The organism is Sphingobium abikonense NBRC 16140 (assembly GCF_001598335.1).
GTDB lineage: Bacteria > Pseudomonadota > Alphaproteobacteria > Sphingomonadales > Sphingomonadaceae > Sphingobium > Sphingobium abikonense.
On the sequence record NZ_BCYT01000001.1, the window covers coordinates 308,712 to 331,375 of the forward strand.

General features: G+C 62.5%; 21 protein-coding genes. 6 read left to right on the forward strand and 15 right to left on the reverse strand.

The genetic code is table 11. The features are described from left to right. Positions 1–2 precede the first annotated feature (2 nt). From SAB01S_RS01395 to SAB01S_RS01405, 3 genes are all read right to left on the reverse strand, one after another. A complete protein-coding gene (locus tag SAB01S_RS01395; protein ID WP_062731372.1) occupies positions 3–515 on the reverse strand; it encodes a VOC family protein in 513 nt (170 codons plus the stop codon). Positions 516–578: 63 nt separating this feature from the next. Beyond that, positions 579–1,370, reverse strand: coding sequence for an SDR family NAD(P)-dependent oxidoreductase (locus tag SAB01S_RS01400; RefSeq protein WP_062731373.1), 792 nt, complete (start codon positions 1,368–1,370; stop codon positions 579–581). Positions 1,371–1,491: 121 nt separating this feature from the next. Further along, complete coding sequence (locus SAB01S_RS01405) at positions 1,492–2,370, reverse strand: helix-turn-helix domain-containing protein (protein WP_062731506.1); 879 nt, start codon at positions 2,368–2,370, stop codon at positions 1,492–1,494. A gap of 151 nt (positions 2,371–2,521) precedes the next feature. Between SAB01S_RS01405 and SAB01S_RS01410 the strand changes: the two genes are divergently transcribed. From SAB01S_RS01410 to SAB01S_RS01420, 3 genes are all read left to right on the forward strand, one after another. Further along, positions 2,522–3,811: a sulfotransferase family protein gene (locus SAB01S_RS01410; protein WP_062731374.1), complete on the forward strand. Its 1,290-nt coding sequence runs from the start codon at positions 2,522–2,524 to the stop codon at positions 3,809–3,811. Between the two features lie 90 nt (positions 3,812–3,901). Then, complete coding sequence (locus SAB01S_RS01415; protein WP_062731375.1) at positions 3,902–4,219, forward strand: 2Fe-2S iron-sulfur cluster-binding protein; 318 nt, start codon at positions 3,902–3,904, stop codon at positions 4,217–4,219. 38 nt (positions 4,220–4,257) lie between these two features. After that, positions 4,258–4,761, forward strand: coding sequence for an ester cyclase (locus SAB01S_RS01420; RefSeq protein ID WP_062731376.1), 504 nt, complete (start codon positions 4,258–4,260; stop codon positions 4,759–4,761). Between the two features lie 32 nt (positions 4,762–4,793). On the opposite strand, the gene SAB01S_RS01425 is transcribed toward SAB01S_RS01420, so the two are convergent. Then, positions 4,794–5,447 (reverse strand): TetR/AcrR family transcriptional regulator, encoded by a 654-nt coding sequence (locus SAB01S_RS01425; protein WP_228227162.1) that lies wholly within the window; start codon positions 5,445–5,447, stop codon positions 4,794–4,796. Between the two features lie 78 nt (positions 5,448–5,525). On the opposite strand from SAB01S_RS01425, the gene SAB01S_RS01430 reads away from it, so the two are divergent. From SAB01S_RS01430 to SAB01S_RS01440, 3 genes are read left to right on the forward strand one after another with little or no spacing between them, the layout of a single operon-like run. Beyond that, positions 5,526–6,464: a Rieske 2Fe-2S domain-containing protein gene (locus SAB01S_RS01430; protein WP_009823724.1), complete on the forward strand. Its 939-nt coding sequence runs from the start codon at positions 5,526–5,528 to the stop codon at positions 6,462–6,464. Between the two features lie 14 nt (positions 6,465–6,478). After that, positions 6,479–7,552 carry an aromatic ring-hydroxylating oxygenase subunit alpha gene (locus SAB01S_RS01435; RefSeq protein ID WP_062731378.1) on the forward strand — a complete coding sequence of 358 codons (1,074 nt, stop codon included), beginning with the start codon at positions 6,479–6,481 and terminating at the stop codon, positions 7,550–7,552. Between the two features lie 59 nt (positions 7,553–7,611). Continuing rightward, positions 7,612–8,688, forward strand: a complete 1,077-nt coding sequence (locus tag SAB01S_RS01440; protein WP_062731507.1) for an LLM class flavin-dependent oxidoreductase — start codon at positions 7,612–7,614, stop codon at positions 8,686–8,688. 92 nt (positions 8,689–8,780) lie between these two features. Here SAB01S_RS01440 and SAB01S_RS01445 read toward each other — a convergent pair whose 3' ends face one another. From SAB01S_RS01445 to kce, 11 genes are all read right to left on the reverse strand, one after another. Then, on the reverse strand, positions 8,781–10,436 hold the full coding sequence (locus SAB01S_RS01445) for an FAD-dependent oxidoreductase (protein WP_062731508.1): 1,656 nt from the start codon (positions 10,434–10,436) through the stop codon (positions 8,781–8,783). A 75-nt stretch (positions 10,437–10,511) separates the two neighbouring features. Continuing rightward, positions 10,512–11,492: a TIGR03619 family F420-dependent LLM class oxidoreductase gene (locus SAB01S_RS01450; RefSeq protein WP_083951075.1), complete on the reverse strand. Its 981-nt coding sequence runs from the start codon at positions 11,490–11,492 to the stop codon at positions 10,512–10,514. A gap of 27 nt (positions 11,493–11,519) precedes the next feature. Further along, positions 11,520–12,095, reverse strand: coding sequence for a 2-phospho-L-lactate guanylyltransferase (gene cofC / locus SAB01S_RS01455; protein WP_082733356.1), 576 nt, complete (start codon positions 12,093–12,095; stop codon positions 11,520–11,522). Further along, complete coding sequence (cofD, locus tag SAB01S_RS01460; RefSeq protein WP_062731379.1) at positions 12,092–13,018, reverse strand: 2-phospho-L-lactate transferase; 927 nt, start codon at positions 13,016–13,018, stop codon at positions 12,092–12,094. Before cofD ends, cofC begins: the two co-directional genes overlap by 4 nt. After that, complete coding sequence (gene cofE, locus SAB01S_RS01465) at positions 13,015–13,752, reverse strand: coenzyme F420-0:L-glutamate ligase (protein WP_062731380.1); 738 nt, start codon at positions 13,750–13,752, stop codon at positions 13,015–13,017. The genes cofD and cofE overlap by 4 nt, the downstream gene beginning before the upstream one ends. A 10-nt stretch (positions 13,753–13,762) precedes the next feature. Continuing rightward, positions 13,763–14,419 carry an NADPH-dependent F420 reductase gene (npdG, locus tag SAB01S_RS01470; RefSeq protein WP_062731381.1) on the reverse strand — a complete coding sequence of 219 codons (657 nt, stop codon included), beginning with the start codon at positions 14,417–14,419 and terminating at the stop codon, positions 13,763–13,765. A gap of 43 nt (positions 14,420–14,462) precedes the next feature. Continuing rightward, positions 14,463–16,802, reverse strand: a complete 2,340-nt coding sequence (cofH, locus tag SAB01S_RS01475) for a 5-amino-6-(D-ribitylamino)uracil--L-tyrosine 4-hydroxyphenyl transferase CofH (protein WP_062731382.1) — start codon at positions 16,800–16,802, stop codon at positions 14,463–14,465. After that, a complete protein-coding gene (locus tag SAB01S_RS01480; RefSeq protein WP_062731383.1) occupies positions 16,799–17,806 on the reverse strand; it encodes an LLM class flavin-dependent oxidoreductase in 1,008 nt (335 codons plus the stop codon). Before SAB01S_RS01480 ends, cofH begins: the two co-directional genes overlap by 4 nt. 101 nt (positions 17,807–17,907) lie before the next feature. After that, entirely contained in the window at positions 17,908–20,289 is a 2,382-nt protein-coding gene (locus tag SAB01S_RS01485) for a TonB-dependent receptor (protein ID WP_062731384.1), read from the reverse strand. 288 nt (positions 20,290–20,577) lie between these two features. After that, complete coding sequence (locus tag SAB01S_RS01490) at positions 20,578–21,672, reverse strand: CaiB/BaiF CoA transferase family protein (protein WP_062731385.1); 1,095 nt, start codon at positions 21,670–21,672, stop codon at positions 20,578–20,580. Continuing rightward, positions 21,672–22,601: a 3,5-dioxohexanoate:acetyl-CoA acetone transferase gene (gene kce / locus SAB01S_RS01495; RefSeq protein WP_062731510.1), complete on the reverse strand. Its 930-nt coding sequence runs from the start codon at positions 22,599–22,601 to the stop codon at positions 21,672–21,674. The genes SAB01S_RS01490 and kce overlap by 1 nt, the downstream gene beginning before the upstream one ends. Positions 22,602–22,664 lie beyond the last annotated feature (63 nt).

Consider the following 22,664-nt stretch of genomic DNA (forward strand, 5'->3'; position numbering starts at 1 on the left):
AGTCAGTCCTTCACAGGCGGATAGGTAGGGACGACGGCACGCATCTGCGCCAGAAGGTCGGGCGCCATCCAGACATGCTCGACATAATGGCCCAGCGTCGCGCGCTCGTCGGTGTAGATATAGCGCAGCGAGTCGCCCAGCGCGCCTTCGAACACGACCGGGTGCCGCGTGAGGTCGAGCGAAGCGACATGGGCGTCCCAATGGGCAAGCGGTCCGTCAATCCGGGTCGCGACATGATGAAAGCGAATGGCCAGATCATCGCCCTCGGGCAGAAAATCGCTGAACAAGGGGGCCGTGTCACCCACCGGCTCGATCAGTTCGACCTCGACGCCGCCGACCACTGCTAGCGCGATCTTGAGCACCGGCTTGCCGGTCGGATCTTCGCCGGGCTGGATGTTCGATAATTCGAAGAAGCCAGGCGTGCCATAAGCGTCCTTGAGCGCGGCCATCGCCGCGTCGAGATCGTTGGTGACATAGGCGACCTGGCAATGCTGGCTGTTGGGCCGGGCGAACATGGATATCTCCTGCTAATATCGACAATCAGGCCGTAAAAGCCCGGCGCGGCACCTGCCGCTCGGTCAGTTGGCGGACATCTTGCCGCCGTCCACGACCAGCGTGTCGCCGGTGTGGTAGGCCGCCATATCGCTCGCGAGATAGACGACCGCGCCTTCCAGATCGGACGGCTTGCCCGCCCGCCCGAGCGGGGCCTTCGCTGCGACCACGTCTGCGATCATCCTGCCGACCTCCGGATCGGCAAATGTCATTTCGGTTTCGATGAAACCCGGCGCGATGACGTTGCAGCGCACGCCGATCGGACCGAGTTCGGCCGCCAGCGCCTTGCCAAGGGCGTTGAGCGCGCCCTTGGCAATGCCGTAATGGGCCATGGTCGGCACACCCTGGAAGATCGAGCCGCTGCCGCAGATGATCAACGAACCGCCCGGGTCGCCGGCTTCCGCGCGCGCCTTCATGTGCCGCGCACCCTCCCGCAGGGTGAAGACGGCGCCATCGAGATTGACGTCGATCAGCTTGCGATAGGTGGCGACGTCCATGTCGGTGAACGGCACCCGGCTGGCGACGCCGGCATTGGCGACCACCGTGTCGACCCGGCCCATTGCATCGAGCGCGCGGGCGAAGCCGGCGACGATCGCGGGCTCGCTGGACACATCGACGACATCGGCGAAGACCCGCACCCCATGCGCGCGCAATGCGGCCGCCGCCTCTTCATTCCTGTCGGCGCGCCGCCCCCAGAGGACGACGTCGCTGCCGGCACGGGCAAGACCGCGGGCAAAGCCGAAACCCAGCCCCGAATTGGCGCCCGTGACCAGCGCCACCTTGCCGCTCAGATCGAACAGATTTTCCGGCACGTCCATTCTCCCGATGGCCGCTCGAACGGCGGCGGCGCTTTGGCGCAACATTGCTGGCGACCGGGCCGATGAACAAGCGGCCCCAGTTTCGCGATCGTGCCAATGCCATCGCGAAACGGCCCTGGCTTCAATGCATCACGCCCTCTCGGAATTGCCGCGGCGTCAGTCCGGTCGCCTTGCGGAAGGCCGCCGAAAAGGCGGCCGCGCTGTCGAAGCCGCAATCCCAGGCGATGACCTTGATCGCCGGACCGGCCCGACGCAGCAACTGCTTCGCCCGGTCGATCTTGCGGTCGGCGACGTAGCGCGTGAGCGTCTGCCCAGTGGCGATCTTGAACTGGCGGAAGAAATGGCGGGTGGAAAGGCCGCATTCGGCCGCCAGTTCGGCGACGGACGGGGGTTTCCCCGGCTGTTCGACGCGATCCTCGATGCGTTGAAGCTGGGTTCGGGACATGCCGCCTCCTCCCGTTCCGCCATCGCGCGCCGAACCACGCAGATAGCGCTGCAATTCGATCGCAGCCTGAAGCCATATCGCCTGCGTTAGCATCTCGCTGCAAAAGCCGGGTTGCGCAATCTCGCCGGCGATACGCCGCAGCGCCTCGCGCACAGTCGGACTGCGCACGTCGAGCGAAGCCTGCAACGCGTCGCTCGACAGGTCCGGCCCGTCATGGTCGAACCCCATGCCGTCGAAGCCGCAGCATATCGACGTCTGTTCGCCCTCTCCCCATTCGGTATGCAATTCGTTTCGCGCCGGGACGAACAATATGTCGCCCAAGGCGCAGGCCCCGCCCTGCTGGATACCGCCATAACCGCCCCAGGGGCGACCGGGCCGGGGGGACAGCGCCAGATCGAGAAAACTGCGCGGCGATGAAAAGACCCCGCCCTGCTGGCCGCGAAATCGGTAATGATGCAATTCCATCACCACGCCGGGCAGCGCGATCCGACCCCGGACCGTGCAGTCCATCGTCGGCGTTACGGGCACGTCGTAGACCTGGGAAACAGCGTTCATCCAACCCCTCCGGACAGTTTCGCGCTCTGCGACATATTCGCCGCGCAGCATGGCGCTTTTGCCGGATATTTGGCGCGACGGCGATGGCTGGGCACCTTGCGAAAGAGAGGGCGGGCGCATTTAGATGTCGCATCGAAAAAAGGAGAGAAAGATGGGCAGTGCCGTGCAGGAAGAGGCCACGCGCCGTAACATCATCGACATCACCGACCTGCACCACCCTGCGCTGACCGATGTCCAGAAGCAGGTATTGGCGGGGGCAGAGGCTGCGGCAGATCAGATCATCCTGAAGCCCGAGGTCATATTGGCTGCGGCGCAGGCGCAGACAGGGCTGTCGGATTTCGGCGCGGACGATTTTCGCGAACGTCTGGCCGTCTGGTGCCAGGCAGTGGACGAAGATGCGAACGCTTCGGCGGTCACGCGGGCCAACCTGTTCCAGATGATGATCCGCCTTGCCGCGACTCGGCTGCGGATAGAAGACTTGGTCAGACGCCACCCGGAGATCTTGGACATCCAGATTGACCGGCCGATCATCGTCGCGGGCCTGCCGCGATCGGGCACCACGCATCTGCTGGGCCTGCTGTCGGCTGACCGCCGTTTCCGGTCGCTGCCATGGTGGGAAGCCATCGCGCCTGTCCCCGCGCCCGACGAAACCCCGACGGAAGAGGACAGCAATCCGCGCTGGACCAAGGCGGAACAGGGCTGGCGAACGATGGAATCGATCCTGCCCTATATGGCGATCATGCACGAATTTTCGCCCGATCATATCAGCGAGGATATCGAATTGCAGGCGGTCGATTTCTCCTCCTATCTGATCGAGTGGCTGGCGCATGTGCCGCGCTGGCGCGATTATTATCTGAACCACGACCAGTCTGGCACCTATGCCTATCTGAAAAAAGGGCTCCAGATCCTGACCTTCCTGAAAGGACCGAACCGATGGGTCATCAAATGCCCGCAACATATGGAGCAGTTGCCTGCTCTCTATAAGACTTTTCCCGATGCCACTTTCGTCCTGACCCATCGCGATCCGGTCGGGTCGATCCGGTCGCAGCTCACCATGTACAGCTATGCGGCGCGCATGTTGCGCAAATCGGTCGATATTCAGGAGCCTCTGGGCTACTGGCCCGACCGCTATGAAAAGCTGCTTCGCGCCTGCGTGCGCGATCGCGACATCCTGCCCCCCAAACAGACAATCGACGTCTATTTTCACGACTGGATCAAAAATCCCGATCCGATCCTGAAGGAAATCTATCGCATTGCCGATATCCCACTGACCGACGAGGCGCTGGCCGATCTGCACGCCTATCTGGCCGAGCATGGCGAGCAGGCCAAGGGCAAGATCGTCTACGATCTGGAGCGTGATTTCCATGTCACCGGGGAGGAATTGCGCCGCCCCTTTGCATTCTATTTTGATAGGTTCCCAGTAGAGGTCGAAGTGAAATAGCCTGTCTCAATACCTGTCTTTCGACAGGACGGAAAGCTGCGCGCGCTCACTAGGACGGGGCATCGCCTTCGATTGCACCAAAGGAATGCCATGCCGGAATTGAATGTCATCACCCGTGACGGCGCACAGCAGACGATCGACGCATCCGCCGACAGCTCGGTGATGGAAGCCATCCGCGACGCGGGCTTTGATGAGCTGCTGGCGCTTTGTGGCGGATGCTGCTCCTGCGCGACATGTCATGTCTATGTCGATCCGGCCTTCGCGCAGGCCCTACCCCCGGTATCGGAAGACGAAAGCGATCTGTTGGACGGATCGCCCCACCGCAACGACTATTCGCGCCTGTCCTGTCAGGTCATGATGACGGAAGCCCTGTCGGGACTTACGGTCACCATCGCACCTGAAGACTGAGCATAACCCCAATCCTGAATCAATGAGAGAGGATTATCGTGGCCTGGAAAGAAGAAATTCGTGAACAGCTGGACGTGTCGGGTTCGACCGTACTGACCGACAAGCAGAAGAAGATGGTCAAGCATTGGACCGATCTTCAGGAAACCCTGAACGCCGGCGATTTTGACGCCATGGACCGGTTTTTCCATCCCGATTTCCGCTATGGCAACCCCAACCGCCCCGACCTGGGCACCTATGAACAGTGGAAGACCTCGCCGGTCGCACTCTATAAGACCTTTTTCCCTGCCGCCTACAAGACCATCGACGCGGTCGGTAAGGGTGACGACGAAATCTGGATCTACGCGACCCACTACTGCAAGCATGTCGGCGGACCCTATATGGGCGTACAGCCGACCGGCAACGAGTTTCAGGTCAACTGGTTCTCCATCGTCAAGTTCAAGGACGACAAGATCGTCAGCATCTTCAGCATTTCCGACGTGTTGACCATGTTGAAGGACATTGGCGTGGTGGAAGTGCCCCAGCCGGTCGATCCCTACAAGTAAGCGACTGCGCCGCTGCCCTTCTTCCGCTTCGGTTAGGCGACCGGCGGCAGCAGGGCAGCGAGCAGGAACGTGGCCAGCCTGTCGGCATGTTCGACCGCGTGGACGTCATCGACCTCCTGCCCCGCCCCCAGCCGCTGCTGCATCGGCACGGCGCAGAAATAATAGCCGACCCCCTGGACCAGCAGCGCCATAAGCGCCGCAGTCGACAGACCGTGCACCGGCCGCTGGAGCCGTACCGCGTCAAGCAGGCCGTCGAGCCGCCGCTGGAACGGCAGCACGAAATGTTCGACGATATGATCCAGCCGCCAAGTCGAACGGCAACCTTCCACATTGGTCAGCGAAACGATGTCGCCATTGTTCGTCGCCCAAAGGCAGAAGCGCTGGATCAGATGGCGCAGCCGAACCTCCGGATCGGCCGGTTCATCAAAGGCGGCTTCGACGAAGGGCGAGGCCTGCGCCATCCGCCAGTCGACCGCGCGTACCCACAAATCTTCCTTCCGGCCAAATCGGACATTCAGGAGATTGTGACTGACCCCAAGCCGCTTCGACAGATCACGCAGCGTCGTGCCCTCATAGCCGCGTTCCGCGAAGGTCGCGAAGGCCAGACCCAGTAGCTTGTCCTCGTCCACGGCCTGGGCGGCATTGAGCGCGGGGCGACCGCGTGTGCGCTGGGGGCGATCGAGCATCAGCAAATCCATAGCGAAAAGACGTTGACATATAAATTGTCATCCGTCAATTTAATCGAAAGGAGAGTGGATAGCGCTATGAGTCTCGATTCTGATCTTTGGTGGGCTGTCGCACGGTCCGAGGAAGTGACCTCTCAAAAGCCCCTGTCCGTCGACATCGGCGATCAGCCGGTCGTGTTGTGGCGCGACAATCAGGGTATCGCCCGCGCGCTGGAGGATCGCTGCCCGCATCGTCGCGCGCCTCTGTCGCTCGGCTGCATCCGGGACAATGGCCAGATCCAGTGCGGCTATCATGGCTGGAGCTATGACGGCGAGACGGGGCGGCTCAAAGAAATCCCGAACATGAAGGATCAGCAGAAATTCCCGCCGATCTACAAGGCCAATGCCTTTGCGGTGACCGAACAGGCCGGCTTCGTGCGGGTCTGCCTCAACCCCAAGGCGCAGGCGCCGCTCAGCGCCGACCCGAAATATACCTATGTCGGCACCGTCAACGTCAGTTGCAGCCATCAGGAATATCTCAACGCTCTCTATGATGACCCCAGCCTGATCCTGTCGATCCGTGGTGTCCGCTTCAGCCCCTATCTGATGTCGGAACTGCACGAGGAAAACGGCCTGCTGGTGATGGAGCGCAACTGCCAGTGGCATCCGCTGCATTGGCCGTCGCACTTCGTGGCCGAATTTCCGCTCACCCTGCTGACGCGCACCCATCCGCTGACCGGCGAAACGCAACTGACGCTGCGTGACGACCAGTTTAACGATCTGCTCCATGCCGTCCTCTCGCCCGTGCCTTCGGCGCGGGGCGTGACGGCGGTACGCTGGCGCGCCGAACTGGGCGTGCGCCATCCAGGTGTGCGGGGCGCCGTGCTGCGCGGGATCAATCCGTTGTCGGTTCTCGCGTCGGTTGACGGATCGAAATTGCGCGCCACCAAGCCCACCGTCTCGCTGCATGGCGAGGATTTGCGCAAGGTGATGCTGGAAACCACGCCAGCGACCCATGATCAGACCGTAGCGGCCTGAAGGAGGATTTGAAGATGCTCGAAACCGCCGATCGTCCCGTCTCGCACGACGACAATTCCGCCGCGCCATCGGGTGGCAGCCCGATCGCGCTGAATGCCATCAACCGCTGGGTGCCGCATAATCTGGTGATGCGCGACAGCTGGTTTCCGGTAGCGCATGATTATTCCGTGACCGGCAAGCCCGTCCGTCGCGCCGTCTATTCACACCCCATCTTCCTGTGGCGCGACAATGGCGTCGCCGTGGCGAGCGAGTTCCATCCCAATGAGCGGATCGCCCGCGACAAGAGCGAGTTCACCAACGCCCAGGGCCGCTATCCGGTAATGGAGCATTATGGCGTCGTCTGGGTATGGTTCGGCAATCCGCTGGCCGCCGATCCCCGCCATTTGCCCAGCCTGCCCTTCCTCCCGCCCAAGGGGGGCCTGCCGCGCCACATGACCGCGACCGTCCGTTTCGAAAGCTCAGCGCCGATCAGCCTGGAAAACCTGATCGACCTCACCCATGCCGACTTCCTGCACGCCGATGTCGTCGGCGACGAACGGTCGGACAGCGAGACAGTGGAAACCTTCTACGACAGCGAGACCGTCACGATGGTCCGCACCTGCGTCAACAAGTCGGTCGCGCCGGTGATGAAGTTCTTCAGCGGCATCAAGCAGCCGACCCAGAATGTGCGGCAGGTGATCCGCATCTATCTGCGCTCTCACTGCGCGATTGCCTATGGCCGCTTTAGCCCCGGCGACGATGTGCCTCTGTTCCACCCTTGCACGCCCGAAACACGGGACCGCACGCGGATGGAAATGGTCATGAACACGTCCAACGCGGGACTGATGTTCCGTCATGTCATGCCCAAGGCAGGCTACAAGGTGTCGCGGCAGGACAGCTATATGACGTCCCCGCAAAGCCCGCGCTACATGCGCCATACCGACCGCAAGGACCTGCACAGCAAGTTCGACCAGGCCGGGCAGCGCTATCGCATGGCGATGATGGAGCTTGCGGACCGGCAGGCGAATGGCGATTTCGCCTATCGTGACAATGTCAGCGCCGATTGCAGCGACATCATTGGCCTGCGCAAGGAACTGTTCCAGTTCTGATCTGATCTCTCCCCATGGGCGGACGGCAGCGTCCGCTCTTTTTTCTTTTCGGAGACGCCATGTCCACGCTCGTCAATGCCGTCGGCGGTCAACGCCGCTGGTGGGCCGTCATGCCTACCCTGCCCGCCCCCGCCATGGCGGGCATCGGCCAGCAAATGGAACAGGCGGGTTTCGAAGGCTGCTTTTCGCTGCAGATTTACGGGCCGCCCTTCGTGCCGATGGCCGCTACCGCCGCGCTGACCGACAGCCTGAAGGTCGGCACGGGCGTCGCCATCGCGGGAACGCGCAGTCCGGTGGAGACCGCTTATGCGGCGATGGACGTCGATCGCATTTCCAATGGCCGTTTCGTGCTGGGGCTGGGCTCCAGCATCAAGAGCTGCGTCACGGGCATGTATGGGGAGCCGGAACGCAAGCTGCTGTCGCACCTGCGCGAAAGCGTCAAGGTCATCCGCTACGTCATCGCCAACGCGCATAAGGGGCTCGATCCGGTCGCAGGGGAATATTTCTCCGCCGATTTCGAGGAAATGATGCTGACCGCCCCGCCGGTGCGGGAGGAAATCCCGATCTGGATCGCAGCACTGCAGGACAAGATGACCGCGCTGGCGCTGGAGGTCGGCGACGGCCTGATGGTCCATGCCCTCTGGTCGGCAGCCTATACCAAGAGCCGCCTGCCTTTCATCACCGACACGCTGGCCCAATATGGCCGCAAGCGCGGGGATATCGAAATCAACGCCTGGCCGTGGATTGCGGTCAATGACGACAAGCAGAGGGCGATCGACGACAGCCGCGCCACCGTTGCGGCCTATTCGGGCTACAAGGAATATGAGCCCTTCTTCGAGGCGATCGGCTTCGGCGATCAGGCCCGCGCCTGCCAGCTCAGCCTGGGCGAGCATGGCGATATCGGCAAGGTCATCGGCAATGTTTCCGACGATATGGTCGAAGCCTTCGTGACCTGCGGGCCGGTGGACGAAGTGCTCGAAAAGATCGAGCCGTTCTGGGATGTTGTGGATTCGCTTTGCCCGATGACGCCCTATCGGGACCTGACCATGGAGCAGTTGACCGACTATAATGCGGGCCTGTTCAAGCTGGTGGCGACCGCCCGAGCGCGCGCGGGCATGGTTGCCGAACCGGCGTAGCAGCCTGCGGCCCTCTCAGAAGTTGAAACGGCAGAAGCCGGGATCGGGATATTCCTTATCCCGGCTTTTGCCGTTAACCCGCCCGAAAAGGATCATGCCAGCACCAGTGTCTCGGCCATGGCTTTGCCCGCGATGAAGCCGGTCACCATGGCCGGGCCGACATTGCAGCCATGGGCCGGCGACTTGCCGCGCCAAATGGAATTGGCGTCGAGTCCTGCGGCGAACAATCCCTCCACCGGCGCGCCATCGGTGCCGATCACGCGGCACTGCGCGTCGATCTTGAGGCCCACGGTCGTCGACCCGTCGCCCGGATGGATTTTGATGGCATAGAAGGGCGCGGTTTCCACCCGGCCCAGGCACGGGTTGGGCTTATGCTTGGGATCGCCGATCTCGATGTCGATCTGCGTGTCGCCCTTGCCGAAATCCGGATCCTTGCCGGTCTCGGCATAGCGGTTCATCTTCGCGACCGTCGCCATCAGGCCATCGACGTCCACCCCGATCTTGCCGGCCAGTTCGCGCAGGCTGGGCGCTTCCGTGACATAGCCCGCCGCGATCAACTTTTTCAGGCCGCCACCGCCGGGATAGACCATGCCCATGCCATATTTCTTGATGAAGGCGGCGTCGCCGATGATGTGGGCGGGCACGGTGCCGCTCTTGTGCATGGCCTCCACGAAATGGACCGAAGCCTCGTTCCCGAACCGCTCGCCCTTGGCATCGACCGCGATGCAGCCGGGCTTCGACATGTCGATCAGATGGGCATAGCGCGCGACATAGCCGTCCGGCCGCGTCATCTTCGACACCACGGCCCAAACCGCATTGACAAGATTGTCGCCGTCCAGCGAAGCGCCGGCATCCAGCCCCATATTCATCCCGTCGCCGGTATTTTCATAGGGGAGGATCGAGACATGCTCCTCGGCATAAGGGATGTAAGCCTTGCGCAACTGCTCGCTGGCGGAAAAGCCGCCCGACGCCAGAAGCACGCCGACCCGCGCCGCGATATCCTCGCCATTAACGCGCACACCGGTCACGCGGCCGGCCTTCACCAGCAACCGATCGACGGCGGCGTCCTTGCGGAGCGTGACGCCGGTATCGATCGCCGATCGGATCAGCCGCGCCGCCAGCGCGTTGCCCATGGTCAGCCGCGTACCGCGCGGATAGCGACGAACCTTATCCAGGCCGAACTTCGCGGCCAGCTTGCCGAAATGGAACAGCGACTTGGGCGAGGGCATTCCCGCCAGATAGGGTAGATCGAACAGATCGATCATGAAGCCGCCCGGCGCATTGAACTCCTCGCGCGCGGGACGAAGATCGGCGAAATGATCGCCCAGTTTCTTACCGTCATATTCCTGCGGCGACAGCAGGCGGCCATGATCGGCCGCACCGGGGACTTCCGGATACCAGTCACTACTGGGCGGCGAGAGCAGGAAATGCACCTGGCTGTTCTGGTCCAGCCATTCCACCATTTCCGGACCGGCATCGAGATAGGCGTCGATCAGCGCGGGATCGGCCGTCGGTCCGATGACGTCCAGCACATATTGGCGCGCCACGGCGCGGCTGTCCTCGACACCGGCCGCCCTGGCCTGCGGACTGTCGGGGATCCAGATGCCGCCGCCCGAAACCGCAGTCGTGCCACCGAAATGTGCGGCCTTTTCCAACACCAGAACCGACAGCCCGGCAGACGCGGCCCTGATCGCTGCCGTCATGCCGGCCGCGCCCGATCCCACCACCACAACATCATATTCGGCCATCAAGTCCTCCCGATCCTTCTTTCGAGAACCAAGAGGGAAAAGCGCAGCCTTCCGCGCCTTTCCCCCGGCAGGTTTTCAGATTTTGGGCATGATTTCCTCGGCCACCCATTGGAGCCGATCGAGATATTCGGTCAGCCCGGATATCCCCGGCGGCAGAGGAACGATGGTTTCATTGACCCCCAATCCCTTCAACCAGCCCACCTGATCGATGACCTTCTGCGCATCCCGCGTTCCGGGCGCGCGCGGGTCATCCATGATCTCGTGATGGGCGCCGACGTTGAGCATTTCCAGTGCAAAGAACAGATCGATCGGCCGCCCGTCATATTCCGGCTGCGAACGGATGAAATCGAGGCATTCGGGGAATTTTTCCGGTGGCGTACGGAAGGGCGACCAGCCATCGCCGAATTTCGCCACCCGCCTGAGCACCGGTTCGGCGTCGCCCCCGAGCCAGATCGGCAAGCGCGGCTGCTGCACCGGCTTGGGCGCGAAACCGACATTCCTGAACCGAACGAATTCGCCTTCAAATTCGGGCTTTTCCGACGTCCACAATTCGATGATCGCGGCGATATACTCGTCGGCCATGCGTCCGCGCTGGCGGAAATCGACATTCAGCATGTCGAACTCTTCCTTCAGCCAGCCGACGCCGAACAGGGCCGTGGCCCGCCCGCCGCTCAGCCAGTCGAGGGTCGACCAGGCCTTGGCCTGAACGATCGGACTCTGCAGCGGCAGGATTGACACCGAGGAGCTTAATTTCATCGTCTTGGTGCGGCCGGCCAGGAAGGAGAGGGCAACCGTGCCATGGACATAATGGTCGCCTGACAGGCCAATATGATCTTGCGGAATGATGAAATGTTCGCCCAACATGCACTTGTTGAAGCCCAGTCGATCGGCCGTCGCCATCGCCTGTCCGATGTCGTCCCCGGTCAGGCTGTATTCCCAAGCTTGCGTCATTGCCGCGACATGCATGCTGTTGGGCACGCCCACGTTCAGTTTCATCGACCGATCCTCCCTGATTTCCAGATCGGCAGGTAGAATGGCCGGGATCGGTTCGACCACACCTTCCCTTGGGAAGGATAGCGCCGGTCAAGATTTCAGTCTTGCCGCGCACATATCATGCAGTTCAGCCAAATCGGCGGGCGTGTCGATATCGAAGCCAAGAGCGGCCCGTTCCACGATCGCGGCCCCCGGACGCTGCTGCCTGTGGGGCGTAAGGCTGTCCCGTCCGAAGGCGAAGCGGAAGGGGTTGGCGTCCCGGAGTGCCACCGCATTTGTGCCGCGGCCGTGCCGATCCGGCGCGAAGGCACAGCCGCGATCGTCAGCGGCAGTCAGCAAGGCCTGGACGTCTTGCACCGTCAGATGCGGCAAATCGGCATGGATCACGAGCAAGGGGCGATTGCCCAATTGCGCCCGCGCGCTCTCCAACTCTGGATTGAGGCCTCTGCCGCTGTCGGGCAACCAATGCGACGGCCATTCGGATACTTCCGTCGGCGCAAGAAGGTATAGGGAATTGATCGCATTCACATTGGACAGACAGGTCATGACCCGCGCGGCCATCGCCGACGCCAGCGCCATGCGTTCGGCCGGTTCCAGCGCTTCCCGAAGTCGCGACTTACTTTCCACACCCTGTTTCAAGGGGACGAGGGCAGCCCAGTCCGTCACGAACGAAAGCTGATCGCGAGATCGAGCGCCGCCTGCGCCACGCGAATCTTGTCATCCGGAGTCGTCATCAGGGTCGCACAACGCCCAACGACAATGTCCGGCGCCTCGCAACGGTCTCCGTTATCGATCAAGATGGCGTCGATCAGCCCGGCATAATGCCGGGCGATGCTGTCATTATCGACCGCCATGCTCAATTCCTGCATCAGCTTGGCGGTCGGGCCCTTGACCGCCGTGCCGCCGACAAGTGGAGACACGGCGATGACGGGCGCCTTGGTCTGTTTGATCGCGGAGCCTATGCCGGGCACCGCCAGTAACGGATCGATACTCAGAAATGGGTTTGATGGGGCCAGCAATACAGCGTCGGCCGACTGGATCGCCTCGATGACGCCCGGGGCTGGAACGGCGTGCGTGGCGCCCTCGAACATGATGTGTCGCACGGCCGGCGCGCAACGCTGTTCGACGAAATAGCGTTGAAACTCAAGCCGTCCCTGGTCCGTAACCAATATCGTCGCGAGCGCCTGGTCGCTCATGGGCAGTATCCGGGTGGCGATGCCCCACTGGGCGGCAAATCGCGCCGTGATCTGCGACAGGCTCTGCCCTTGCGTCAGGGCATGGGTCCGCGCCACATGCAGGGCCAGGTCGCCATCACCCAGTTGAAACCAATCCTCTCCCCCCAATTCGCGAAGGGCCGCCATGAAACTCCAGCTTTCGCCTTCTCTGCCCCAACCCTGCGCACTGTTTGCCTTGCCTGACAAGGTATAGAGCAAGGTGTCGATATCGGGCGATATATGCAGTCCCAGATGCTGGAAATCATCCCCAGTATTTACAATCGCCGTCAACGCATCACTGGCCGTGATGCGCGACAGACCCAGAACCAGCTTTGCGCCGCCGACGCCGCCGGTCAAAACAACGACGCGCTTCATGCAAACAGGTCTTCATGAACGGGGCGCACAAGATCGGCGGCAGGGCGAGCCGTGCCGGTCAGCGGGTAACCTCGCACCAGAGCTGCCGGTATGCCCTCCGCGCCTTCTCCGGTAGCGAGGCAAGCGGCCGTCGCGACAATATCGGCCAAGGCAACCTGGGTAACTTCCAGCGTCCGGCCATCGCGATCCAGTTCACCCCTGCGATCCTGCAACGCCGGCAATCCGGCGGCGCCGATGGCCACCGCCACCACGCCCATCCGCCAAGGCCGACCGAAACTGTCAGAGATGACCACGGGCAGGCCCAAGCGCGCGTGCAATTGCGAAGCCGTTCCATCGGGATCGACTGGAAGGAGCAGGGCGCGATCTCCCTCCCCCGCCCCGATATTGGAACGATCGATTCCAGCATTGGCCATGACATGACCCAGCCGGTGGCGCGCAATCAGGACATGAGGTACGGCGCGCAGGACGGCGCTGGATTCATCCAGAACCAGTTGCACGAGCCGAGCATCCTTGCGCGTAATATCGGCGAGGCGCTGCGCCTCTTCACCGGGCTTTACGTCAGCCAGGGATATAAACCGCCCCTCTGCTTTCGACACGATTTTTTGCGTCACGACCAAGATGTCGCCCGCGCGAGGTTCGACACCGCACTGGCCCAAAGCCATATGAAGGATGTCAGCCAGATCATCGCCCGGTCTGACCTCTCCAATCCCGGTCAAAGGTACGATTTCGATCATCGACTAAACCTCAAGCTTCGGGCGGGATCAAATCTCCTGTGATACGAATGCCCGCGCCGTCAACCTTATAGGTCTTGTTCATGAAAATGAGGATCGACGTCAGCGCCTCGGCGGCGGCGGAGTTTACCAGCGCGCCGCCGTGAAGCCCTCTCAATCCCATGGCGTCTGCCAAGGCAACGACGCGACCTCGGGCATTCTTGTCGTCGCCAAAGACCAGCACGTCGCAACCGACATCGATGTCCTTGGACAGCTTGTGCGCGGCGACATTGTGAAACGCAGACACGAGCGTCACGCCCTCTCCCAAAACCGCCTGCGCCTTTTGGGCGGCGGAGCCTTCGTCGGGCAACTGGACCCGCATCACCTTGGGCGGGACGAGGGGAACGGTCGTATCCACGACCAACTTGCCAACAACATGCGGTGCGATGTCGCGAAGTGTCGCCTCCTGCGCGGCGAAGGGCACCGTCACGATGATGATGTCCGCATTCGCGACGACATCCACATTGGCGCCGCCCCGCAGGCCATGCCCCAATTCCGCAGCGGCCTTTTCCGCACTTTCGGCGTTGCGCGATCCGATCGTAACAGGATAGCCGGCACGCGCCAGCCGCCAGGCGATTGCAGCGCCCAGATTACCGGTGCCGCCCACGACGGCGATGGCGGGAAGAGTCATATATTTTCCTTCAATGAAACTGGCGAGCGACGTTGCAGGTCGGTCACGATGGTTCAGCCAATACGGCGCGACGCGGCAGCACCGGCTCATAAAGCGTTGTGCGCTGGCGCACCGGGCGCCCGACGGATGCCGCCAGAGCCTGCATTTCCCTGGGACCGAATTCCTGCCCATTGACGCCACCGGCGGCCCGGGTGATCGATTCGTCCATCAGCGTGCCTCCCATGTCATTGGCGCCCGCCTTCAGAATCGCAGCGGCGCCCTCCGGCCCCATCTTCACCCAGGACACCTGGATATTGGGGATCACCGGATGCAGCGCGATGCGTGCCACGGCGTGCATCAACACCGCTTCGCGATAGCTGGGCCCCGATCGCGCCAGCCCTTTGCGCCATATCGGCGATTCCATATGGACGAAGGGCAGCGGAACGAATTCGGTGAAGCCGCCCGTCTCCTCCTGCAATCCGCGAATGCGCAGCAGATGGCGCGCCCAATGCTTATATTCCTCGACATGGCCGAACATGATCGTGGCCGTGCTGCGCAGGCCCACCCCATGGGCCACGCGCATCACCTCGATCCATTCGTCCGCTGTCACCTTGTCCGAGCAGATGATGGCGCGAACTTCGGGGTCCAGTATCTCCGCCGCCGTACCGGGCAGCGTGGACAGCCCCGCTTCCTTCAACCGCGCCAGATAATCCTCCAGCGGCAGGGCAAGCGTGCGGGCGCCATGCGTCACTTCGAGCGGCGAAAAGGCATGGATATGGATGTCCGGCGCGGCCTCGCGCACCGTCTTAAGGACATTGAGATAGGTATGCCCGTCATAATCGGGATGGATCCCGCCCTGCAGGCAGACTTCGGTCGCGCCGCGATCCCAGGCTTCGGCCGCGCGGCGTCCGACCTCTTCCATGTCGAGCCTGTAGGCCGGACCGCGCATGGCCTTGGTGCTGCCCTTGGAAAAAGCGCAGAAGCCGCATTTATAGAGGCAGATATTGGTATAGTTGATGTTGCGGTTGACCGCATAGGTCAGCATGTCACCCACGGCCTGCCGCCGCAATCGGTCGGCCCGCTCGACGATGGCGGCAAAATCATCCTGCTCGGCATCGAACAGGGTCACGATGTCCGCTTCGCTCAGCCGTTCACCCTCCTCCGCAGCGTCAAGGATGGACAGGATCGATCGGGAAGCGAGAACCGGCTCCATCACCATGGTGTCGGGCGCGGGATCGCCATGCCCCGCGGACCATTCGTCCACCTTGGGCAAGCCCCGCCCGTCGATGGCGCGCAGGATCTGGGTGGCAATGGCTGGCGCAGCCCAATCCCGCGCAGCAAGCGCATAACGCGGGCCGATGGCGAGCCGCTGCATCAATATGCGGCCTGCGGCCTTTGTGGCGTCCTCCAATATCTCCAGATGCGGCCAGGGCGCCTCCGGGTTCACATGGTCAGGAGTGACCGGCGACACCCCGCCCCAGTCATTGACGCCGGCCCGGATGAGCGGCGCCAGATCGACGCGATCATGGAGATTGGGCGGCGCCTGGATCGTCATCTGCGGCCCCAAGATGATCCGGGCGGCGGCGATGGACCAGAGATGATCGTCGAGCGACGGTTCGGCATGATCCGCCATGCGCGTCCCCGGCTTTGCCCGGAAATTCTGGATGATGACTTCCTGAATATGCCCGTAGCGGCGATTCAGATCGCGAATGGCGACGAGCGCCTCCACCTGTTCGTCGCGCGTTTCGCCGATACCGATCAGCAGGCCGGTCGTGAACGGCACGCGCGCCCGCCCGGCTTGCTCGATGGCGGCCAAGCGCAGGGCAGGCGTCTTGTCGGGCGATCCGAAATGCGGGCCGCCGCGCGCGCACAGGCGATCGGAGCTGCTCTCCAGCATGATACCCATGGAGGCGGCATGAGGCCGCAACTGCGCATAATCCTCGCCGATCATCAGGCCGGGATTGAGATGCGGCAGCAAGCCCGTCTCGCGGAACACCAGTTCCGCCATTTCGGCCAGATAGGACAGGGTCGAGTCATGCCCGAGCCCGCTGAGAGCCTCTCGCGCGGCGGCATAGCGGGCCTCGGGCCGATCGCCGAGCGTGAAGAGGGCTTCCCGGCAACCGGCCGCCGCGCCAGCGCGGGCGATGGCCAGAACCTCGTCTCTGCCAAGATAGGCATCACCCGCGCGGGCCGGCGTGGTGGCGAAGGTGCAATAGTGGCACACGTCGCGGCACAATTTGGTGAGGGGAATGAAAACCTTGCGGGAATAGGTCACGCGACGGCCATGCGCCGCCACCGTCATCGCCTCCGCCGCCTCCATCATGTCGCCGAGCGACCGGGATCGCAGCACCGTCGCGATGCCCACTGCTTCGTCTTCGCTCAGATACAGTAGATCCAGTGTCACATCATACTCCGCGCTCGGGCAAGCCCGCGAATGGTTTCTAGCGGCGCGGCGTGCCCGGGCAAGGCCGCGATGAAGGTCGAGACACCCATCGCCTCCATGCGCCGCAGCATGTCCACCGCCGCATCGATTGGTCCCGCCAGCGTATCGAAGTCGGCCAGAAACTCGGTCAAACCCAATTCCTCCATCAGGGCCACATTCCTGCCGCCCACGACCACATGCTCGGTCGGATCATAACGCGCGTGCAAGGCGTCGATCTTGCCGCGAAACTGCGTCGGGACACGCGCCAGGGTTTCGGGCGTTCGGAAGGCCATGCCGTTGACGACGATGAACGCCTTGAGATCGTCTATGGCCTCGGCCCGTGTGGGGCGGATCGAGGCGAAGGATACGACCCAGATATCGATCGACAGGGGATCGCGGCCCGCCGCCTGCGCGGCATCCCGGACGGTATCGATCCGGTCCTTCAGCGCGTCGAGATGGCGTTCGCCCGCGAACAATATGACGCCGTCGGCCTGCTCACCCGCCAGCGCCAGCGCCTTGGGACCGAAAGCGGAATAATAGATCGGAATCGGGCGAGCGAAACGGAGCGGTGTGATCTGCATGCCGTTCATCTGCGTTGGCCGTCCGGCGAACAGATCCCGCAGCGCCGCCAGTTCCGTTCGGATTTCCCGCTGCGTGGCGGGCGGGCGGCCGATCGCCATGACCGTGCTACCGCCCGTCGCCAGGCCCAGCGCCACGCGCCCGCCGGAGAGATCGTCGATGGTGCTGAGGGCGGAGGCCGTCACCAGCGGATGTCGCATGAAAGGCGAGGTGACCAGTGGCGCCAAAGTCGCTTTCGGCGCGTCAAGCGCGGCGAGGGTCAGCGACACGTAGAGTTCATGCCAACCCGCCGGCGAATCGCCCACGCTGATAAGCTCAAAACCAAGATCGGAGGCAAGACGGACCTCTTCGCGAAATCCGTCCAGCAGATCCCCCCACATGCTGCATATGCCGAGCTTCATGGTCATCCTCTCGAGAACTCCCTACGACCTGTCGTCTCGCTGCAAACCTGTCCTTGTAGAGGGGGAAAGGCGGGCAGGTCGCTCACCCCTCCCCTCTCACGGGCGCGTCAGAACGTGTATTTAGCCGTGACGCCCCACGTCCGCGGATCGCCGGCATAGACCGAACTGGTTGGGAAGGACGGCAGAAGAACGCTGGAAGCCGAGACATATTTCTCGTTGAAGAGGTTCTTCACATAAATGCCCAGATCAAGGCCCGTACCGCCTATCCCGCGCCAATCCAAACGCGCGTTGGCAAGTTGGTAACCCGGCAGCTTTTCGCCATTCTGACCGCCAAAATCGTCGGTCATGAACAGGTCGGCGTTGACCACCACATCGCCGTCTGCCGGGCGGATCGGCAGTGTCCAACTCACGCTGGCCGTGCCGGAGAAACTGGGCGAATATTTGTTGATCTGGCCCTCGCCCAGCGCGATGGTCGAAGGCAGTCCGGCAGGAACGGTCAGGCTTTCCACCTTCACATTGGTATAGGCGGCATTAAAACCGACGGTGAGGCTGCGCACGGGGCTGATGGACGCCTCCAGTTCGACACCCCAGATCCGCAGATCGGCGACATTCGCGGCCAGGGAGCCGTTGGTCGGCGAATCCGGCGTGCCGTTCGGAACGGTCGTCTGCGTGTTCAGGAACTGAAGTGCATTCTTATATTTGCTGTAATAGGCGGCCAGATTCAGGCGCCCACGCGCGGACCCGACTTGATAGTCATATTTGGAGCCGATCTCGACGTCGGTGATTGTTTCCTCACCCGTCTTCTGGAAGGGACGAAGGTCTGCGCAGACGCCTCCGGTCGCCACGCAGGCCGGATCCGTGCCGCCCGTGGTAAAGGGTGTTTCGAACAGCGGCGTGTTCACATTGACGCCCCGATAGCCCCGTCGCGACACGATATAGAGCAGCCAGTCCGGGGTCGCTTTATAGTCGAGGCCGATGGTCCAGCTCGGCTCCTCGCCCTTGTTGGATACGGTGCCGACGCCGTCGGCCAGATTGAGGGCCGCCGTGCTGAGGCAGGTGGATTCGTCGACATAGGTCGTGCCGATGGTGCCGCCGCAGGCCGACACCTTGTCCCAGCTGTAGCGAGCGCCGAGATTGAGCTTCAGCTTGTCGGTGAATTCATACCCGATCTGGCCATAGACCGCCCAGTTCTTGTTGCGGACGTGGGCCGTCACCGCAGGCGCCGGGACGCCGCCCACCGAAAATGCCGTGAACTGCGATCCACTGGGACCATCGGGCTTATCATTATTATAGAAGGCGCCGACGATGAAGTTGAACGAGCCAAAATCGCCTAGCAACTGGGTTTCATTTGTTAGATATTGCCGATCCAGCACGGAAGACGCCGTGAAAAGGGTAAACGGCACGGCCGAGGGCGCGGGAGACGGCAGACCCGTGGGGATTTGCAGTTGCGGCAGCCCGCCGGTGTTGATCAGCTGATAGCTGTAGTTCTTTCGATAACCGAAAATGTTGCGTAGCGTCAGATCGCCGAAGCTGAAGGACGTGTCATTGGTGATCGCCCTGGTCTTGCGATAGGCCGCGCCGCCGTTGATGCCGCCGTCGAACGACCCGCGACGATTGGCTTTCTGTGCCTGCAAAGCTGCCTGCACCTGTGGCTCGACAACCCCCAGGCCCAGCGCGGCAAAGGGGAAATTCTCGCGCAGCAGATAGAGACCGCCGGCGAGTTCGTCGCCTTTGAAATATTCATAGATGGTGGTGCTCTTGAGGCCCTCGAACGGCTCGACCAGCAGCGAGAACCGGTAGGCGTCCTGATGGATATTGTCGAATCCCGGGCCGCCGTCGAAGGCGATCGTCCGGGGGTCTTGACGACGGATCTGGCCTGCAGCGCGGAAAGCGACCTTATCCTCGATAATCGGGATATTCACCGCGCCTTCGAGTTCGCGATAATCGAACCGTCCATAGGTGCCCTCGACATAGCCTTCGAAGGCGTAGCTCGGCTTCTGGCTGCCGATCACGACCGCGCCGCCCAAAGTGTTGCGGCCGAACAGCGTCCCCTGAGGCCCCTTGAGCACCTGAATGCTGCCAATGTCATAGGTCGGGACGTTCGAGCCGACCGAAGGCAAAGGGGTGTCGTTGAGATAGATGACAACACCGGGAGTCACCTCGCCCAGGGGCAACTGGCCAATGCCGCGCAGGGTCAGCGCGACATTGTCCTTGCCCCCTTCGGAGGAGAAGGTGAAGCCGGGGGCGATCGTTTTAACGTCGCTTACCGTCTGGACGGTGCTGCGCTCCAGCGCCTCTGATGAAAAAGCGGAAATGGAAACCGAAACGTCCTGCAGTCGTTCTTCCCGGCGGCGAGCCGTGACAACTATGTCACCGGCATTCGCACTATCCGCCTGCGGCGCGGGCGAAGCGACGGACTGCGCCCATGAGGGAAATGCCACCGCTGCGGCACTCGCAACCAATGCCAATTTCAGTGCGGCCAATCGCATAAAAATCCTCCCAATCAATTAGTTTTCCCGTGCGACCTGCGTGCGGCGCAGGTCTGGTCGCCTGTGGCAAAATCGACATTAGTCGCGATTTACCACCTATCGCTGGACAGGATTTCTATGGATCGGATGTAATTGATCTGGATGTGGTATTTGCACCGCAGTGGCGCGACAAGCCGCCGCGCACCGGTCTTGCCGTTCGACATAGCCAGCGACCCGGCGAACGCCCCGCCCTGATCCGAGCACGTTTTCTACGGAGGCGAATGCCGCTGTCCTGGCGCGATCCGCGCCTTAAGACCAAGCCGCGATCAGGTCCGCCGCCGACGCGACGGACGGCTCGCCAATGGCACCCGCGTCGACAGACAAGCGGGGCGCCGGCGATGGCTGGACCACTCCATGACGCTGTACGAAAGTCGCCCGCGCTTCATTATGCGCGTGCCGGGGCGCTTCCTCCATTGACAGAACCGGCGTCACGCAAGCGTCGCTCGCAGCAAATAGAGCGGCCCACTCATCCCGGCTCTTGGCCAGAAATGCCGCGGCAAATTCAACCTGCATCGCGGGCCAGCCTTCGCGGTCGTTCTGGTCATAACATCTGTCGGAGAGACCCAATCCGTCCACCATCTGGGCAAAGAATTTCGGCTCCAGACATCCTACCGCGACGTGCCGTCCGTCGGCGCATTCGTAACAGCGGTAGAAGGGCGCCGCACCATCCAGCAAATTGGAGCCGGGCGCATCTTCCCACAAACCCTTGGGCTGCCATGCGTAAAATAAGCTCATCAACGACGCGACGCCATCCGTGATACAGGCGTCGACGACCTGCCCCCGGCCCGTCCGTTGCGCCGCCAGCAGTGCGCTCAACAGTCCGAAGATCAGGAACATGGCGCCGCCGCCATAATCGCCTACCAGATTGAGCGGTACTGGCGGCGTACCCTGTCGCTCTCCCATCGCGTGGAGCGCGCCGGTGATCGACAGATAATTGATGTCATGGCCGGCCCGCAGCGCAAGCGGCCCGGACTGGCCCCAGCCCGTCATCCGCCCGAACACGAACCGCGGATTGCGCGCCAGGCAGACATCGGGGCCAACGCCGAGGCGTTCCATGACGCCGGGCCTGTATCCCTCGATCAGCCCGTCCGCCCGCTCGATCAATGCGAGCAACCGTTCCCGATCCGCGTCCTGCTTGAGATCGAGATAGGTCACAACCCGGCTGCGGTGCAGGATGTCCCCACCGACATCATCCCAGTCCCCCGCCGCGACCGATGGCGGCCGGGCGATGCGGACGATCTCGGCGCCCATATCGGCCAACAGCATCGCAGCGAGCGGTACGGGGCCGATCGCGTCGATCTCCAGCAGGCGAATACCGGCCAGGGGCCCGTTTTTTTTCGTCATCAGATATTCGTCCGGTCCGCGCCCTTGAGGTCCAGCATGGCACGCGCCTCATCGGGCGTGGCGATTTCAAGACCCATGCCTTCGACGATCTGCCGCGCAGTCTTCACCTGCTCCGCATTGGTCTCGGCGAGCCGGCCCGGGCCGCCCCACAGCGAATCCTCCAGACCGATACGGACATTGCCACCCATGGACGCCGCCATGGCGACAATGCTCATCTGACGCGCACCGGCCCCCAGCACGGACCATTCATATTGGTCGCCGAACAGCCGGTCGGCCGTTCGCTTCATATGCATGATATCGTCGGGGTGGCTGCCGATGCCGCCCAATATGCCGAAGCAGGTCTGGATGAACAGCGGCGCCTTGACGAGGCCGCGATCGAGAAAATATTTCAGGTTATAGAGATGGCTGGTGTCATAGCATTCGAATTCGAAGCGCGTGCCCAGCGGCGACAATGTGGTCAGTAGATGTTCGATGTCGGCATAGGTGTTCTTGAACACCAGGTCGCGCGATGCTTCGAGCGCGGCGGGTTCCCAGTCATGCTGGAACGACTTGTAGCGATCCAGCATCGGGAACAGACCAAAGCCCATAGTCCCCATATTGAGGCTGGCCACTTCCGGGGCGAAAGTTTGGGCGGGACGGATCCGTTCCTGCACCGTCATGGAGGGGTGCCCGCCCGTTGTCAGGTTCAATACGGCGTCGGTACGCTGCTTAATGACTTTAAGGAAGGGTTCGAACAGGTCGGGATTCTGGTCCGGCCGCCCATCGACGGGATTGCGCGCATGGAGATGGATGATGGCGGCGCCCGCCTCCGCCGCGCCGACCGCCGATGCCGCGATCTCCTCCGCCGTCACGGGCAGATAGGGCGACATGGAGGGCGTGTGGATTGCGCCTGTAATCGCGCAGCTGATGATGACCTTGCGTTTTGCCATGATATTTCCTTTCGCGCACATTGCGCCGGTCGCAGGTTGCGCGAACGGTGCAATCTATCCTTC

Excerpts from the sequence above, each read along its gene's own strand:
- SAB01S_RS01395 (WP_062731372.1), bottom strand. The coding sequence starts at position 515 with ATGTTCGCCCGGCCCAACAGCCAGCATTGCCAGGTCGCCTATGTCACC.
- SAB01S_RS01400 (WP_062731373.1), bottom strand. The coding sequence starts at position 1,370 with ATGGACGTGCCGGAAAATCTGTTCGATCTGAGCGGCAAGGTGGCGCTG.
- SAB01S_RS01405 (WP_062731506.1), bottom strand. The coding sequence starts at position 2,370 with ATGAACGCTGTTTCCCAGGTCTACGACGTGCCCGTAACGCCGACGATG.
- SAB01S_RS01410 (WP_062731374.1), top strand. The coding sequence starts at position 2,522 with ATGGGCAGTGCCGTGCAGGAAGAGGCCACGCGCCGTAACATCATCGAC.
- SAB01S_RS01415 (WP_062731375.1), top strand. The coding sequence starts at position 3,902 with ATGCCGGAATTGAATGTCATCACCCGTGACGGCGCACAGCAGACGATC.
- SAB01S_RS01425 (WP_228227162.1), bottom strand. The coding sequence starts at position 5,447 with ATGCTCGATCGCCCCCAGCGCACACGCGGTCGCCCCGCGCTCAATGCC.
- SAB01S_RS01430 (WP_009823724.1), top strand. The coding sequence starts at position 5,526 with ATGAGTCTCGATTCTGATCTTTGGTGGGCTGTCGCACGGTCCGAGGAA.
- SAB01S_RS01435 (WP_062731378.1), top strand. The coding sequence starts at position 6,479 with ATGCTCGAAACCGCCGATCGTCCCGTCTCGCACGACGACAATTCCGCC.
- SAB01S_RS01440 (WP_062731507.1), top strand. The coding sequence starts at position 7,612 with ATGTCCACGCTCGTCAATGCCGTCGGCGGTCAACGCCGCTGGTGGGCC.
- SAB01S_RS01445 (WP_062731508.1), bottom strand. The coding sequence starts at position 10,436 with ATGGCCGAATATGATGTTGTGGTGGTGGGATCGGGCGCGGCCGGCATG.
- cofD (WP_062731379.1), bottom strand. The coding sequence starts at position 13,018 with ATGAAGCGCGTCGTTGTTTTGACCGGCGGCGTCGGCGGCGCAAAGCTG.
- cofE (WP_062731380.1), bottom strand. The coding sequence starts at position 13,752 with ATGATCGAAATCGTACCTTTGACCGGGATTGGAGAGGTCAGACCGGGC.
- npdG (WP_062731381.1), bottom strand. The coding sequence starts at position 14,419 with ATGACTCTTCCCGCCATCGCCGTCGTGGGCGGCACCGGTAATCTGGGC.
- SAB01S_RS01480 (WP_062731383.1), bottom strand. The coding sequence starts at position 17,806 with ATGACCATGAAGCTCGGCATATGCAGCATGTGGGGGGATCTGCTGGAC.
- SAB01S_RS01485 (WP_062731384.1), bottom strand. The coding sequence starts at position 20,289 with ATGCGATTGGCCGCACTGAAATTGGCATTGGTTGCGAGTGCCGCAGCG.
- SAB01S_RS01490 (WP_062731385.1), bottom strand. The coding sequence starts at position 21,672 with ATGACGAAAAAAAACGGGCCCCTGGCCGGTATTCGCCTGCTGGAGATC.
- kce (WP_062731510.1), bottom strand. The coding sequence starts at position 22,601 with ATGGCAAAACGCAAGGTCATCATCAGCTGCGCGATTACAGGCGCAATC.